This is a genomic window from Azospirillum sp. Marseille-Q6669 (assembly GCF_965111635.1).
The window spans coordinates 104,224-119,321 of record NZ_CBCOOP010000002.1; the positions used below are offsets into that span (position 1 = coordinate 104,224).

Here is a 15,098-nt window from a genome sequence, read left to right on the forward strand (position 1 = left end):
AACCAGAAATTAACCCTTTCTGATGTATCCCTTAGCGACAAAGGCATGACGACGGCCAAAGCATAAGGCCGTACGATCCGGGGGAGCCCGATTTCATGACGATTGGAACGCGGATTGCGCTCGGTTTTGCGGCGGTCCTTCTGATGACGGTCGCGGTGGCGTTCGTTGGCTGGAACAGCCTGCGCACCTACGCCGGGCGTGTCGATCTGGCGGCCCACACCGCCGAACTGGACGCCCGGCTGAAAACCGTGCGGATCGAGGAAGCCCGCTTCGTCACCGAGCGCGACTCCAAGGCCGCCGACAATGTGCCTGGCATGCTGGACCGGCTGCGCGACGAAGCGCAGGGCACGCGGTCCGCGCTTGAGGACGCCGGCAGCATCCGGCTGGTCGACGAGATCCTGGCGGGCATCGCCGGCTATCGCAGCGCCTTCGCCAACTTTGTCGCCCAGGACGCGGAGGCCCGCGCCCGCACCCAGAGCATGGAGACACGCGCCCAGGCCCTGCGGGAGATCGCGGAGAAGATCGGCAAGCAGCAATCCGACCGCTACGACCAGAACATGGTCAGCCTGAAGGACGCGGAGCACGCCGTGCGGCAGAGCCGCGACACCTCCGACCGCGCCGACCGGCTGATCGAGATGGTGCTGGAGGCGCGCCGCCTGCAGTCCGACTTCGCGCACACCCGCAATCCGGCGACGATGGCCGCCGCCGGGGAGGCCATCGCGGCGCTGCTGGCCAACGCCGAAGCCATCGAGAAGGATCTTCTCGGCACCAACGACGAGGAATTGGCCCAGCGGATCGTCACCATCGCCGGCGCCTACCGCATGGTGTTCGACCAGACCCGCGCCGAAGGCGCCGGCGAACCGGCCAGCGGCCGCATCCAGGCGCTGGATCGCCACGCCCTTGAGATCCAGAATCTCGCCCACGAGATGCAGGAGAACCAGTCGATGGTCTCCAGCGCGCTCCAGGAGGCCGCGAACTTCGCCCAGAGCGAGGTGAACGAGGCCGTCCAGCTGCGCGGCATCGCCATGCGCCTGATCCAGGGCGCGCAGTCCGCGATGCTGGGGCAGCGCGATTTCATCCTGATGAACGGGGAGGATGCCCGCGCCCGGGTGCATGGCGCGGTCAAGGAGACGCTGGGGCTCGCCACCCAGGCCGGGGCCGTGCTTGTCGATTCGGAAGGCCGAGCGCTGATCGCCGCCATCACCGAGGCCGCCCAGGCCTTTGATCGGGAGTTCGCCGCCCTCGTCACCACCAGCGAGAACCAGCGCACCGCCTCCAAGACCATGGCCAAGGCCGCGGGCGACGTCAGCGAGCAGGTGGCCCGTCTCGTCTCCATCCAGCGCGATGACCGCGAGAACGGGCGCAGCGGGGCGGAGCTGATCATCATCATCGGCGCCGCCGTGGCGCTGGCGCTGGGCATGGTGATGGCCTGGATCATCGACCGTGCCATCACCCACCCGATGCACGCCATGACCAAGGCGATGGGCCGGCTGGCCGAAGGCGACCTGACGGTCGACATTCCCGCCGGCGACCGCAAGGACGAGCTGCGCGCCATGGCCGAGGCACTCAGCGTCTTCAAGGAGAACGCCCTGGAGATGCAGCGCATGGAAGGGGAGCGGGAGGAGATGCGCCGGCAGATCGACGCCGACCGCCGCCGCACCATGAACGAGTTCGCCAACGGCTTCGAACAGGCTGTGTCGGGCGTCGTCCTGTCGTTGACCGAGTCCGCCGGCAACCTCGGCCGCGACGCGCAGGAGATGTCGTCGGACGCCGCCCTGACCACCGCCAAGTCGAGCGCCGTCGCCGCGGCGTCGGAGCAGGCGTCCAGCAACGTGCAGACCGTCGCGGCGGCGGCGGAGGAACTGTCCTCCTCCATCGCCGAGATTTCCCGCCAGCTCAACAGCAGCTCGCAGGTGGCGGTGGGGGCGGCGGCCAAGGCGACGGAGACCAACGGCATCGTCGAAGGTCTGGCCGAGGCGGCGCAACGCATCGGTCAGGTGGTGGACCTGATCGGCGAGATCGCCGAGCAGACCAACCTGCTGGCCCTGAACGCGACCATCGAGGCGGCGCGGGCCGGGGAGGCCGGAAAGGGTTTCGCCGTGGTGGCGACGGAGGTCAAGAACCTTGCCGGCCAGACCGCCAAGGCGACCGAGGAGATCTCCAGCCAGGTGGCGCAGATGCAGGCGGCGACGGGCGGGGCGGTGGGCGCCATCCGCACCATCTCCGACGCGGTCGGCACGATCAGCAGCACGGTCACCGAGATCGCCCGCGCCATGGAGCAGCAGGGGCTCGCCACCCGCGAGATCGCCCAGAACGTCAATCAGGCCGCCGAAGGCACGCAGGAGGTGATGCATCACATCGCCGAGGTGACCAACGCCGCCACCAAGACCGGCGGCGCCGCCGACGCGGTGCTGAGCGCCAGCCGCACTCTGGCCCGTCAGGCCGATCATCTGCGCTCCGAGGTGCAGGGCTTCCTCAACAAGGTGCGGACCGCCTGAGCCGTCTGGCGGGGTTTGCCTTTCATCGTGGGACCGCGGGCCGGGGCCGAAAAATCCCCCGGCCCGTTCCCGTTGCTTTCGCACGGGGCATCTGTTAAGCCGCGCCGTGCCTCACGGACGCGAGAACTTATGGCTTTCCCCTTGTCACAGCGCGACTCCGCCCGGGGGATACCCGACGCGATTCTGGCGGGTCTGGCCGGCGTGGCGGTGGCGGCGCTCGGCCCGCTGGCCGCCATGGCGCCGCGCGGTTTGCCGGTCTGGGCCATCCTGATCGCGCTGGTCGGGCTGGCCGGCCTGGTCCGCCGCGGCGCCCTGGGGCGGCTGCAACGGGCGATGCCCGGCACGGCGGTGGTTCTGGCCTTCCTGGCTCTGGCCTCCCTCTCCATCCTGTGGAGCCCATCGCCGCGCTCCGGCCTGACGGTGGTGGAGATCGGCTACATCGGCCTCGGCGCGCTGGCCGGCGGGGCGTGGATGTCCTCCCTGCCGGGGGTGGAGGCACGGCGGTTGACCGGCCTGTTCCTGTTGGGCGTGTTCGTCGGCGTCCTGCTGTTCGCCGTGGAAGCCGCGTTGGATTTTCCGCTGCACCGCTGGTGGAACCATGTGCCGGCGGGTGTCGAGATCGCCGAGACCAACGTGCCCAAGCGCACGGCGGTCCTGCTCTGCCTGATGGTCTGGCCGGCGGCGATGGCGCTCGACCGGGCCGGGCGGCGGGGGCTGGCCGTCGCACTTCCCACAGTCTTCGCCGCGGCCTGCCTGTTGCTGACCAGCCGGTCGGCCATGCTGGGCATTGCCGTCGGCGGGGTGGCCTTCGCGCTCGCCGTCTGGTCGCCGCGGCTCGTCCGCGGGGCGCTGGCGGCGGTGTTGGGGGTGGCCTTCGCCTTCGTGCTGCCGCTGGTGCTGCTGTTGGACCGCGTGTTGAACCTGGACGGTGCCGACTGGCTGTTCCGGTCGGCCCAGCACCGGGTGGAGATCTGGGGCATGGCCGCCAGTCGAGCGCTGGAGACGCCCTTCTTCGGGCAGGGCATCGACGCCTCGCGCGCGCTGGAGCCGGAAGGGGCGGTGTCCCGCTTCGGCACGCTGACCGACAGCCTGCTGCCGCTGCACCCCCACAACGCCTTCCTGCAGGTCTGGCTGGAGCTTGGCGCCTTCGGCGCCGCGCTGGCTCTGGCGGCGGCCTTGCTCCTGCTGCTCGGCACCGGGCGGCTGGAACGGCGGCTGCAACCCTTCGCGCTGGCCCTCTTCGCGTCGGCACTGGCGATGGCGAGCACGGCCTACGGCATCTGGCAGGCGTGGTGGATGGGCGGCATGCTGGCGGCCGGCCTGATGCTCCGGCTGGCCGCGCGCACCCCGGCGGGGGGCGAATGACGGGCGCGCACGGCAACGGTCGCCGCCGCGTCCTGGTCATCAAGCTGGGGGCCTTCGGCGACTTCTTCCTGGCCCAGACCGCCTTCTCGGCCATCCGGCGGCACCACGCCGCCGACCATCTGGCGCTGCTGACCCTGCCGTCCCTGGCTCCGCTCGCCCGCCTCAGCGGCCTGTTCGACGAGGTTCTGGAGGACCCGCGGGAGCGGTCGCTCGGGGCCTATCGGCGCGTCCGCCGCCTGCTGCGCGCCGGGCGTTTCGACCGGGTCTACGACCTCCAGGCGCAGCGGCGCACTGACCGCTACTTCTGGCTGCTTGCCCCCGGTCCCTGGCCGGAATGGTCGGGCACGGCCTGGGGCGCCTCGCACCGCGATCACTATCCGGGCCGCCGCAAGGTGCCGGTGATCGAGCGCTACACCCGGCAGTTGGCGCCCTTCGGCATCGTGCCGGACGCGGTGCCGGACCTGTCCTGGCTCGACGCCGACACCGGCGGTTTCGGCATCGCCGCGCCCTACGCGCTGCTGATTCCCGGTTCCTCCCCCGGGCGGCCCGACAAGCGCTGGCCGATCGAGCGCTACGGTGAACTGGCGCGCGCGCTGGCGGCCCGCGGGATCACGCCGGTCGTGCTGGGCACGGCCATCGAGGCGGACCTCGCGCGGGCCATCACCGCCGCCTGTCCGCAGGCGGTGGACCTGACCAGCCGCACCAGCGTGCCCGAGATTGCCGGGCTGGCCCGTCGGGCCTGGGCGACGGTGGGCAACGACACCGGCCCCACGCATCTGGTCGCGGCCGTGGGGTGCCCCATCCTGGGCCTTTTCTGCGACGCCTCCGTCCCGATCCACGCCAACGGGCCGCGCATGGTCGTCCATCACCGCCCCGCCTTCGCCGACATGGACGTGGCCGGCGTGCTGGCGGCGATGGATGCTCTGCCGCCGAACCGATAGAGTGCCGCCGATCATGTTGCGGAAGCCATAAGGATTTGAGCAGGCAGGACGCCAGCGCCATGCCCGCCGATGCGGTCACCCCGCCTGCCGGAAAGCCGGGCGGGCGTCTGATGCTGCTCGCCAAACTGGGGGTGACCCTGGCGGTTCTCGGCGTGCTGGGTGTCAACGCCGACTGGACGGCCTTGCTGGCGCGCGTCACCGGAGCGGACCCCGTCTGGCTGGCGGCCGGCTTCGCGGCGAAGCTGCTCGCCGTGGTCTGTGCCGGGGAACGCTGGCGCGACGCCCTGCGCGCCGCGGGCGAACGGGTCTCGCACGCGCTGGCGATGCGGCTGATGTTCACCGGCCTGTTCTTCGGGCAGGTGCTGCCGGGGGCGCTGGGCGGCGACGTGGTGCGCGGCTGGCTGACTTACCGGGGCGGGGCGTCTTCCACCGCCGTGGTGCTGGCCCTGGTGCTGGACCGGCTTCTGGCCCTGGTCGGCTGCATCCTGCTTCTGTTCCTCGGCCTGCCGCACCTCGTGGCGACGGCCCCGCCCTCGGTCGCCTGGGCCGGACCGGTGGCGGTGGCGCTGCTCGCCATCGCCATGGTCGTTGGGCTCCAGGCGGACCGTCTTCCGCTGCCGGGCGTCCTGCTGCGCCCACCGGTCCGGGCGGTGCAGGTGCAGGTCGCGCGTCTGCGCTCGGCGCTGGTCAGCCGGGCGGCGCTGGCCGGGCTGCTGCACAGCGCGGCGGTCCACGCCTGCACCGTCTTCGCGGTGATCGCCTACGCCCATGCGCTGGGCATTCCCTTGCGGGTTCTGGACGCGCTGGCCGTCGTGCCGATGACGATCTTCGCGGCGGCGCTGCCCATCTCGCTGAACGGCTGGGGCGTGCGGGAGGGGGCTTTCGTTGCCGGCTTCGCGCTCTACGGCCTCGACGCCACCGACGCGCTGGCCCTGTCGCTGATGATCGGGCTGTCGGTCACCCTGTCGTCGCTGCCCGGTGGCCTGCTCTGGCTCAGCCTGAAGGGCTCTGCGCGGCCCTGAGCCGGGCCAACGCCCAAACCGCGGCGTCCCGCACCACCTCGCTTGGGTCTTCCAAGAGGCGTTCGGCCGCCCGTTCGGCTGCTGCGGCGTGGCGGGCGTCGCCGCTGTTGCCCAGAGCCACCAGAACGTTGCGCACGAAGCGGTCGCGGCCGATCCGCTTGATGGGCGAGCCGCTGAAGACCTGCCGGAAGCCCGCGTCGTCCAACTGCGCCAGATCGGCCAGCCGCGGCGCCGTCAGTTCCGCCCGCGGCAGGAAAGCCGCCTCGCGCGAGCGCTGGGCGAACTTGTTCCACGGGCAGGCGGCCAGACAGTCATCGCAGCCGTAGATGCGGTTGCCCATCAGCGGGCGCAACTCCTCCGGGATCGGACCCTTGTGCTCGATGGTCAGGTAGGAGATGCAGCGCCGCGCGTCCAACTGGTTGGGCGCGGGGAAGGCGGCGGTGGGGCAGGCGTCCAGGCAGCGTCGGCACTGGCCGCAGCGGTCCACCCCCGGCGGGTCCGGCGGCAGCTCCAGCGTCGTGTAGACCTCGCCCAGGAACAGCCAGGAGCCGTGGGAGCGCGACACGAGGTTGGTGTGCTTGCCCTGCCAGCCCAGCCCGGCCTTCTCGGCCAGCGGCTTCTCCATCACCGGGGCGGTGTCGACGAAGACCTTCAGCTCGGCCTTGAAACGGTGGGCGATCCATTGGCCCAGAGTCTTCAGTCGGCCCTTGATGAGGTCGTGGTAGTCTCGGTTCCTCGCGTAGACCGACACGATGCCGCGGTCGGGATGCGCCAGCAGGGCGCGAGGGTCCTCCGCCGGGGCGTAGCTGGTGCCGAGCGCGATGACGGTGCGCGCCTCCGGCCACAGGGACTGGGGATGGACGCGGCGGTCGGCCTTGTCCTCCATCCAGCCCATGTCGCCGTGCCGGCCCTGGCTCAGGAATTCGGCCAGCCGCGCCTTGGCCTCCTCGCCCAGCTCCGCCCGCGCGAAGCCGACCGCGTCGAAGCCCAGCGACAGGGCGCGGTCGCGGATCGTTTCACGGGTGGAGGTGGGTGAGTCGGACATGGTGATGGCTTGATCGCTTAGCCCTCTCCCCAGAGGGGAGAGGGGATTTAGGAGGGGTTCACCCCCGGATCAGCCGCGGCCGCGGTAGGTCTGGACGTCCTGCGACGGAATCCACACGCCTTTCGGCGGTTCGCCGGTGGCGTAGAACACGTCGATGGGGATGCCGCCGCGCGGGTACCAGTAGCCGCCGATGCGCAGCCACACCGGCTTCAGCTCGTCCGCCAGACGCTTGCCGATGCCGACGGTGCAGGCCTCGTGAAAGGCGCCATGATTGCGGAAGCTGGTCAGGAACAGCTTGAGCGACTTCGACTCCACCAGCCACTCGCCCGGCACATAGTCGATGACCAGATGGGCGAAGTCCGGCTGGCCGGTGATCGGGCAGAGCGAGGTGAATTCCGGCGCGGTGAAGCGCACGACGTAGTGGTCACCGGGGTTCGGGTTCGGCACGCGCTCCAGCACCGCCTCGTCCGGCGTCTTCGGCTGGACGGTGGCGCCGCCGAGTTGGGTCAGGCCGGCGTAGATGTTTTCAGACATCCGCGGATTCCTTCTTCGCGGGTTTCGCCGGCTTCACCTTCAGGTGGGCCAGCGGGTCTTCGGTGGCCGGGACGTCGCCCTCGTTCAGGCGGGCCTCCAGCGCGCTCGCGACCTCTTCGAAGCGGCCGTCCTCGATGGCCTGCCGAAGCTCGGCCATCAGGTCTTGGTAATAATGCAGGTTGTGCCAGGTGAGCAGCATCGGCCCCAGCATCTCGCCCGCCTTGAACAGGTGATGCAGATAGGCACGGCTGTGGTTGCGGCACGCGGGGCAGCCGCACTCCTCGTCCAGCGGGCGCTCGTCGTGGGCGTGGCGGGCGTTGCGGATGTTGATGGTGCCGCGCCGCACGAAGGCCTGACCGGTGCGGCCCGAGCGGGTGGGCATCACGCAGTCGAACATGTCGACGCCGCGCCGCACCGCGCCGATCAGGTCGCTGGGGCGGCCGACGCCCATCAGGTAGCGCGGGCGCTCCTTGACCATTAGCGGCTCGGTGAAGTCGAGCACGGTGAACATCGTCTCCTGGCCCTCGCCGACGGCCAGCCCGCCGATGGCGTAGCCGTCGAAGCCGATGTCCGACAGAGCCGCCACGCTCTCGGCCCGCAGGTCCGCGTAGACGCCGCCCTGCACGATGCCGAACAGACCGTAGCCGGGCCGCTCGACGAAGGCGTCCTTGCTGCGCTTGGCCCAGCGCATCGACAGGCGCATGGACGAGGCCGCCTGCGCCTCCGTCGCCGGGAAGGGGGTGCACTCGTCCAGGCACATGGTGATGTTGCTGTCCAGGAGATGCTGGATCTGAATCGAGCGTTCCGGCGTCAGATGGTGCTTGCTGCCGTCGAGGTGGGATTTGAATGTCACCCCCTCCTCGGTCATGGTGCGCAGGTCCGACAGGGACATGACCTGGAAGCCGCCGCTATCCGTCAGGATCGGCTTGTCCCAGTTCATGAAGCGGTGCAGGCCGCCCAACTGCCCGACGCGCTCCGCCGTGGGGCGCAGCATCAGGTGATAGGTGTTGCCCAGCAGGATTTCCGCGCCGGTGGACTTCACGGCGTCGCTGGTCATCGCCTTGACGGTGGCGGCGGTGCCCACGGGCATGAAGGCCGGCGTGTTGATGACGCCGTGCGCGGTGGAGACCCGCCCGCGCCGAGCGCGCCCGTCAGTCTTCAGAAGCTCGAACCCGATCCCGGTCATCACACCCTCCGGAGCAGCGACGCGTCGCCGTAGCTGAAGAAACGATAGTTCTGGCCGATGGCGTGCGCGTAGGCCGCCTTCATCGTGTCCATGCCCGCGAAGGCGCAGACCAGCATGAACAGGGTGGAGCGGGGCAGGTGGAAGTTGGTCACCAGAAGGTCCACGATCTTGAAGCGGTAGCCGGGGGTGATGAAGATGTCGGTGTCGCCACTGAAGGCCCGGATGCTGCGGTCGTCCAGCCCCGCCGTCTCCAGGATGCGCAGCGCCGTGGTGCCGACCGACACGATCCGCCCGCCCGCGGCGCGGGTGGCGTTGATGGCCTCGGCGGTCTCCGCGGAGATTTCGCCCCACTCGCTGTGCATGCGGTGCTCGGCGATGTCGTCCACCTTGACCGGCAGGAAGGTGCCGGCCCCGACATGCAGCGTCACCGGCACGCGGCGGACGCCGCGCGCGTCGAGCGCCGCCAGAAGCTCCGGCGTGAAGTGCAGACCGGCGGTCGGGGCGGCCACGGCGCCCTCCCGCGCAGCGAAGACGGTCTGGTAGTCCGCCGCGTCCTGCTCGTCCGCCTCGCGCCGGATGTAGGGGGGCAGGGGCATCCGGCCGTGGCGGTGCAGCGCCTCCATCAGCTCCGGCCCGCCCTTGGAGAAGCGCAGGCGCACCTCCATCCCGTCCTTGGCGACCACCTCGGCGGCGAAGTCCTCGGCGATGGCGATCACGTCGCCGGGCTTCAGCCGCTTGCCGGGGCGGGCGAAGGTCGCCCACTCCCGCTCGCCCTCGCGCTTGTGGAGGGTGATCTCCACCCGCACCTCGCCGCGCCGGCCGTCCAGCCGGGCGGGGATGACGCGGGTGTCGTTGACGACCATCAGGTCGCCCGGCTCCAGCAGGGCGGGCAGGTCGCGCACGACGCGGTCGTGCAGACGCTCCGCCACGTCGAGCAGACGGGCGGCGTCACGCGGCTTGGCCGGATGCTCGGCGATGCGGTCCGGCGGAAGGTCGAAGTCGAAATCGGCGGTCTTCATGGGAGCCGCTCGTATAGACCAAAGCGGTGGGACGGGGGAAGCATTACGAGTCGGCGCTTATTCGGGCAAAGGGAGGGCCTGTGCGGTCAGGGCGGCGGTCTGGCGGGCGTGCAGGACGTCCACGTCGAAGCCCTGGATCATCTCCTGGAACAGCCGGTACCAGTTCACCTCCGCCTGGAGATGCAGGAAGACGGAGCCCAGACCTATAGCCGCGCGGTCCATGAAGACGAATTCCCGCGGCACCTCCACCCCGCCGACGCGGCGCAGCTCCGCATGGACCTTGGCGGCGGTCTCGCGGCCATAGTGGCCGGAGTTGGTCTCCTCGATGCGGCGGCTGCGGTCGTCCATGATCGGGGCGTAGACGAAGCGCGCCCAGATGTTCAGAACGTCCACCAGCTCCTTGGTCGGGTTGCCGAAGCCCCAGGTGCGGTAGGCCTCCACCGCCTTGTCCTGGTTGCCGGTCTGCAACGCGTCGTAGAGGTCGATCACCCCCTTCACGAAGCGCGCCGGGAAGACGCGGATGCAGCCGAAATCCAGCAGGTTGATGGAGCGGTCGGGCCGCACCGTGTAGTTCCCCAGATGCGGGTCGCCGTGGATGATGCCGTAGCCGTAGAAGGGCACGTACCAAGCCCGGAACATGTTCATCGCCAGCTCGTCGCGGGCGTCCGGCTGGTCCTTGACGAAGTCAAGGATCTTGCGGCCCTCCACCCATTCCAGGGTCAGCAGGCGCCGGGTGGACAGGTCGGGCACCACCGCCGGCACATGGACGCCGGGCGTGTCGGCCAGCATGGCGCGGTAGAGGCGGGCGTGCTTGGCCTCGCGCTCGTAATCCAGCTCCTCGCGCAGCCGCGCGCCAATCTCCGCCTGGATCTGCTTGGTGGAAATGGCGCTGTCGGTGCGCTCGAAGATGGCGAAGATCAGGCCGAGCTGGCGCAGGTCCGCCTCAACGGCGGAGGCCATGTCCGGATACTGGAGCTTGCAGGCGAGGTTCTGCCCATCCAGTCCCACGGCCCGGTGCACCTGCCCCAGCGAGGCCGCCGCCGCCGCTGTCTGTTCGAAGTGCCGGAAGCGCTTGTGCCAAGCGGGGCCAAGCTCGCTCGCCATGCGGCGCTTGACGAAGGGCCAGCCCATCGACGGCGCGTCGGCCTGGAGCTGGGACAGCTCCTGCACATACTCGCGGGGCAGGGCGTCAGGGATGGTGGACAGCAGTTGCGCCACCTTCATCAGCGGTCCCTTCAGCCCGCCCAGCGCGGCGCGCAGTTCGGCGGCGTGGCGATCCCGCTCCAGGGGGATGCCCAGCACCCGTTCTCCGGCGAAACGGGCCGCAAGGCCCCCTACGGCGGTCCCGACCCGCGCATACCGCGCGATCCGGCCGCCAAGCCTGTTCTCATCCGTGTTCGGCATGCCGAATAGGTGGGTGCGGCGGGGCCGAAAGGCGAGTCCCAGGCTGGACGAAACCGGAACGCACCGGCGCCGTCATCCGCCCGGCGCGATGTTCTGGTTCACGCAGAAGAGGTTGCCGGGGTCGTATTTTGCCTTCAGCGCCCGCAGGCGTTCGTAGTTCGGCCCGTAGGCGGCCTGGACGCGCTGTTCGTCGTCGGTGACGAAGTTCACATAGACCCCACCGGTGGCGTAGCGGGCGGTCCGGTCGGAGACGCCGCGCGCCCATTGGATACAGGCGCTGTCCTCCGGAGGGGTGTTCCAGCGCGCGTGCACGTTCATGACGAAGAGGGCGTCGCGGTGCGGATAGGCGGTGGCGTCCGCCGGCACGCGGTTGGCCGCAGCCCCCAGCAGGCCGACGAAGATCTCGCACTGGTCGGAGGGCAGCCTTCCGGCTTCCTCAATCAGCGCATCGATCAGCCCGTCCTCCAGCCCGGTGAAGTTCTGCGATTTCCAATAGTTCCGCGCGCCCGGCACCAGGAGCGGGTCGAAGGCCGCCTGCCACGCCGCGTAGGGCATGAGGCCGACATGCTCCCCAATCGGCGTGCCCAGCGACAGCACCGGTTCCAGCGCCTTGCGGGCCGCCGCCTCGTCGTCTCCGGCGCAGATGACGGGCATGACCACCACCTCCTTGCCATGCACATCCGGTGGCAGGAAGGGCAGGGGGGGTGCCTTGCGCAGCACCATCCAGGCGGTGGCCTCGTCCGGCAGGGATGCCGTGGAGTCGCGGTAGCGGCGCATCAGATCGCCGGCCCCGGCGAAGGGATGGACGACCAGCCCGGCGAACACCATCGGGCCCACGGGATGCAGGCGGAAGGTGAAGGAGGTGACGATGCCGAAATTGCCGCCGCCGCCGCGGATGGCCCAGAAGAGGTCGGGATTCTCGTCGGCGCTGGCGCGCAGGAACTTCCCATCGGCGGTGACGACGTCGGCGGACAGCAGATTGTCAACCGTCAGCCCGTATTTGCGGGTCAGCCAGCCGAATCCGCCGCCCAGCGTCAGCCCGGCGATGCCGGTGGTGGAGTTGATGCCGACCGGCACGGCCAGCCCGAAAGCCTGCGTCTCCCGGTCGAGATCGCCCAGCGTGGCGCCGGGCGCCACCCGCGCCGTCCGGCTGATGGGGTCGACATGGACGAAGCGCAGGGCGCCGAGGTCGATCAGCAGGCCACCGTCGCACAGGGAATTGCCGGCGATGTTGTGGCCGCCGCCGCGCACGGAGACCAGCAGCCCGTTCTCCCGCGCAAAGCGTACCGCCTGCATGACGTCGGCGGCGCCGGCGCAGCGGGCGATCAGGCCGGGCCGGCGGTCGATCATGGCGTTCCAGATCGTCCGGGCCTCGTCATAGCCCGGCGACTGCGGGGTCAGCAGCGGGCCGCGCAGACGGACGGCAAGATCGTTGACGGTGTCCTCGGAAAGGGTCGCATCCCGCCGGTCGGCGGTGCGAAGCGTGAAATCGCCCATCAAGCACCTCCCACGTCAATGCAGCAATTTTCGCGAATATCCGGAGCGGATTGGCGCAACAAGGGTAAAGTTTCACCCCTGCACAGGCCATTCGGGAAAGGACTCCATCCGGTGTTCTTCCGGACGGAGCCACCCCTCAATTCGGTGTTCGCGCGGCTTCGACGGTGGAGGGCGGTGGATCAGCCGCCCTGGCTGCGGATCCAGGCGGCGGTGGCGCTGTCCATGGTGTTCTTGTGGTTGATGAACCACTCCGGCACGACCTCGGTCAGATAACCGCGGACCAAGGCCAGATTGCCGGCGGCCATGCGCTTGGCAATCCCTTCCAACTCCAGGCGGACGCGGTTGTGCTCGTGGACGTGGATGGGCGTCGGCGGGAAGCCGTACTGGTGCATCAGCTCCTCCTCGCGGGCCAGATGGTCGCGGAGGTGCTGGGCGAAGGCGGTGAAATGGGCGGGCAGGTCGGCGTCCGACGCCTTGGCGGCCTCGGCCAGAAGCTCGATGGTTTCCTTGTGGTCGGCGTCGATGATGGCGTTGCCGACTTCCAGGGACGGGCTCCAGGCGGGGATCGAGAGGGTGGGCATGGTGCTCTCCGAAGGGATCGTTGGAGGCACCATACCCATCCTGCAATTAGGGATTCTTGACGTCCGTCAAGAAAACCCGGTGGGAAACTCCCGTCAGGGCTGATTTTCCAGCTCATCAACAAAGCCGCGGATGACGTTCAGCCCCTTCTGCCAGAAGGCCGGGTCGCTGGCGTCCAGCCCGAAGGGAGCCAGAAGCTCCTGGTGGCGCAGCGTGCCGCCCGCCGACAGCATCGCCAGATACTTCTCCGCGAAGCCCTTCTCCGACTCCTGGTAGACCGCGTAGAGCGAGTTCACGAGACAGTCGCCGAACGCGTAGGCGTAGACGTAGAAGGGCGAGTGGATGAAGTGCGGGATGTAGGACCAGTAGTTCCGGTAGCCCTCGTCGAAGCGCAGCGCCGGGCCGAGGCTTTCGGTCTGCACCGCCATCCAGATCTCGCCCAGCCGCTCGGCGGTCAGCTCGCCCTCGCGGCGCTCGGTGTGGACGCGGCGCTCGAAGTCGAAGAAGGCGATCTGGCGGACCACCGTGTTCAGCATGTCCTCGACCTTCGAGGCCAGCATGATCTTGCGGCGCTTCGGGTCGGTCTCGCGGTCGAGCAGGGCGCGGAAGGTCAGCATCTCGCCGAACACCGACGCGGTCTCGGCCAGGGTCAGCGGCGTGTCGGACAGCAGATGCCCCTGACCGCCGGCCAGGATCTGGTGCACGCCGTGGCCCAGCTCATGCGCGAGCGTCATCACGTCGCGCGTCTTGCCCTGGTAGTTGACCAGCAGATAGGGGTGGACGCTGGGCACCGTGGGGTGGGCGAAGGCGCCCGGCGCCTTGCCGGGGCGCACCGGCGCGTCGATCCAGGCGTTGTCGAAGAAGCGCTTGCCCAACGCCGCCAGATCCGGCGAGAAGCGGCCGTAGGCGCCCAGGACCAGATCGCGCGCCTCGTCCCAGCGGATGCTGCGGTCGGTGTCGTCGGGCAGCGGCGCGTTGCGGTCCCAGTAATCCAGATGGTCCTGGCCGAACCACTTGGCCTTCATCGCGTAGTAGCGGTGGGACAGCGCCGGGTAGGCGTCCTTCACCGCCGCGGCCAGCGCGTCCACCACCTCGTCCTCGACGCGGTTGGACAGGTTGCGGGCCGAGGTCGGCGCCTTGTAGTTGCGCCACGTGTCGTCGATCTCCTTGTCCTTGGCCAGCGTGTTGGTCACCAGAGCGAACAGGCGGATGTTGTCGCCCATCACCCGGCCGATCACCGTCCCGGCCTCCTTGCGGACCTCCTGACGGCGGTCGGACAGGCGGTTCAGCGCCTCGGCGCAGGTCAGCTCCTTCCCGCCGATGGGGAAGCGCAAACTGGCGATGGTCTCGTCGAACAGGCGGTTCCAGGCGGCGCGCCCGACCACGTGCTTCTCATGGAGCAGCCGTTCGACCTCGTCGGAGAGTTGGTGCTCACGGAACAGGCGGACGTCGCGCAGCCAGGGGGCGTAGCGGGCGAGGTCCTTCGACGCCGTCAGCTTGGCGTCCAGCACCTTGTCCTCCAGCCGGTTGATCTCCAGCGTGAAGAAGACGAGGTGGGTTGAGATGCCGTTCACCCGCTCCTGTGCCGACTGGTAGAACTTGGCGATGGTCGGGTCGGTCATGTTGCCGTTGTAGACCAGCCCGGCGTAGGACATCACCCGCGACAGCACCTCGTCGATGCGCTCGTACTCGCGGATGGCGGCGGCGAAGGCGTTGCCGTCCAGACCGGCCAGCTTGGTCGCGTACTTCTCGTAGAAGTCCTTGGATGCGCGCTCCATCCGCTCCAGGTCGGCCTTCAGTTCCGCCGACTCCATGCCCGGGTAGAGGTCCGTCAGGTCCCAGGAGGGCAGGGCGCCGAGGTCAGGCCCGTCCCCCGTGGCGGCCAGGGCGGTGTCGAGCATGGTGGTCTGGGGAGCGCCAAGGAAATCGCCAATCGGGTGCCGGGTGGCGCTGCGGGTCATCTGTCCCTCCGTTCTGGGCTTTGGCCGTTCTGTGCTTGGAACGGGAT

At 69.6% G+C, this 15,098-nt stretch carries 12 protein-coding genes; 4 read left to right on the plus strand and 8 right to left on the minus strand.

What is annotated here, in order from left to right:
* The first annotated feature begins 95 nt into the window (after nt 1-95).
* From ACWPXE_RS11715 to ACWPXE_RS11730, 4 genes are all read left to right on the plus strand, one after another.
* Nucleotides 96-2,498: a methyl-accepting chemotaxis protein gene (locus ACWPXE_RS11715; RefSeq protein WP_454018016.1), complete on the plus strand. Its 2,403-nt coding sequence runs from the start codon at nt 96-98 to the stop codon at nt 2,496-2,498.
* A 129-nt stretch (nt 2,499-2,627) separates the two neighbouring features.
* Entirely contained in the window at nt 2,628-3,863 is a 1,236-nt protein-coding gene (locus ACWPXE_RS11720; RefSeq protein ID WP_454018017.1) for an O-antigen ligase family protein, read from the plus strand.
* Nucleotides 3,860-4,804, plus strand: a complete 945-nt coding sequence (locus ACWPXE_RS11725; RefSeq protein WP_454018018.1) for a glycosyltransferase family 9 protein — start codon at nt 3,860-3,862, stop codon at nt 4,802-4,804. The genes ACWPXE_RS11720 and ACWPXE_RS11725 overlap by 4 nt, the downstream gene beginning before the upstream one ends.
* A 59-nt stretch (nt 4,805-4,863) precedes the next feature.
* On the plus strand, nt 4,864-5,826 hold the full coding sequence (locus tag ACWPXE_RS11730) for a lysylphosphatidylglycerol synthase transmembrane domain-containing protein (RefSeq protein ID WP_454018019.1): 963 nt from the start codon (nt 4,864-4,866) through the stop codon (nt 5,824-5,826).
* Here ACWPXE_RS11730 and queG read toward each other — a convergent pair.
* From queG to ACWPXE_RS11770, 8 genes are all read right to left on the minus strand, one after another.
* Nucleotides 5,798-6,871: a tRNA epoxyqueuosine(34) reductase QueG gene (gene queG, locus ACWPXE_RS11735; protein WP_454018020.1), complete on the minus strand. Its 1,074-nt coding sequence runs from the start codon at nt 6,869-6,871 to the stop codon at nt 5,798-5,800. The genes ACWPXE_RS11730 and queG overlap by 29 nt on opposite strands.
* A gap of 69 nt (nt 6,872-6,940) precedes the next feature.
* Nucleotides 6,941-7,405: a preQ(1) synthase gene (gene queF / locus ACWPXE_RS11740; protein WP_454018021.1), complete on the minus strand. Its 465-nt coding sequence runs from the start codon at nt 7,403-7,405 to the stop codon at nt 6,941-6,943.
* Entirely contained in the window at nt 7,398-8,591 is a 1,194-nt protein-coding gene (tgt, locus tag ACWPXE_RS11745; protein WP_454018022.1) for a tRNA guanosine(34) transglycosylase Tgt, read from the minus strand. The genes queF and tgt overlap by 8 nt, the downstream gene beginning before the upstream one ends.
* A complete protein-coding gene (queA, locus tag ACWPXE_RS11750; RefSeq protein WP_454018023.1) occupies nt 8,591-9,610 on the minus strand; it encodes a tRNA preQ1(34) S-adenosylmethionine ribosyltransferase-isomerase QueA in 1,020 nt (339 codons plus the stop codon). Before queA ends, tgt begins: the two co-directional genes overlap by 1 nt.
* A gap of 57 nt (nt 9,611-9,667) precedes the next feature.
* Complete coding sequence (locus ACWPXE_RS11755) at nt 9,668-11,014, minus strand: ABC1 kinase family protein (protein WP_454018024.1); 1,347 nt, start codon at nt 11,012-11,014, stop codon at nt 9,668-9,670.
* 72 nt (nt 11,015-11,086) lie between these two features.
* A complete protein-coding gene (locus ACWPXE_RS11760; protein WP_454018025.1) occupies nt 11,087-12,511 on the minus strand; it encodes an FAD-binding oxidoreductase in 1,425 nt (474 codons plus the stop codon).
* A 179-nt stretch (nt 12,512-12,690) separates the two neighbouring features.
* Nucleotides 12,691-13,092 carry a bacteriohemerythrin gene (locus tag ACWPXE_RS11765; RefSeq protein ID WP_172428710.1) on the minus strand — a complete coding sequence of 134 codons (402 nt, stop codon included), beginning with the start codon at nt 13,090-13,092 and terminating at the stop codon, nt 12,691-12,693.
* A 93-nt stretch (nt 13,093-13,185) separates the two neighbouring features.
* On the minus strand, nt 13,186-14,991 hold the full coding sequence (locus ACWPXE_RS11770) for a M3 family oligoendopeptidase (RefSeq protein ID WP_454018766.1): 1,806 nt from the start codon (nt 14,989-14,991) through the stop codon (nt 13,186-13,188).
* Nucleotides 14,992-15,098: the final 107 nt, after the last annotated feature.

Coding starts and splice junctions, on each gene's coding strand:
- ACWPXE_RS11725 (WP_454018018.1), top strand. CDS start 3,860: ATGACGGGCGCGCACGGCAACGGTCGCCGCCGCGTCCTGGTCATCAAG.
- ACWPXE_RS11755 (WP_454018024.1), bottom strand. CDS start 11,014: ATGCCGAACACGGATGAGAACAGGCTTGGCGGCCGGATCGCGCGGTAT.
- ACWPXE_RS11730 (WP_454018019.1), top strand. CDS start 4,864: ATGCCCGCCGATGCGGTCACCCCGCCTGCCGGAAAGCCGGGCGGGCGT.
- queA (WP_454018023.1), bottom strand. CDS start 9,610: ATGAAGACCGCCGATTTCGACTTCGACCTTCCGCCGGACCGCATCGCC.
- queF (WP_454018021.1), bottom strand. CDS start 7,405: ATGTCTGAAAACATCTACGCCGGCCTGACCCAACTCGGCGGCGCCACC.
- ACWPXE_RS11765 (WP_172428710.1), bottom strand. CDS start 13,092: ATGCCCACCCTCTCGATCCCCGCCTGGAGCCCGTCCCTGGAAGTCGGC.
- ACWPXE_RS11720 (WP_454018017.1), top strand. CDS start 2,628: ATGGCTTTCCCCTTGTCACAGCGCGACTCCGCCCGGGGGATACCCGAC.
- ACWPXE_RS11770 (WP_454018766.1), bottom strand. CDS start 14,991: ATGCTCGACACCGCCCTGGCCGCCACGGGGGACGGGCCTGACCTCGGC.
- ACWPXE_RS11760 (WP_454018025.1), bottom strand. CDS start 12,511: ATGGGCGATTTCACGCTTCGCACCGCCGACCGGCGGGATGCGACCCTT.
- tgt (WP_454018022.1), bottom strand. CDS start 8,591: ATGACCGGGATCGGGTTCGAGCTTCTGAAGACTGACGGGCGCGCTCGG.
- ACWPXE_RS11715 (WP_454018016.1), top strand. CDS start 96: ATGACGATTGGAACGCGGATTGCGCTCGGTTTTGCGGCGGTCCTTCTG.
- queG (WP_454018020.1), bottom strand. CDS start 6,871: ATGTCCGACTCACCCACCTCCACCCGTGAAACGATCCGCGACCGCGCC.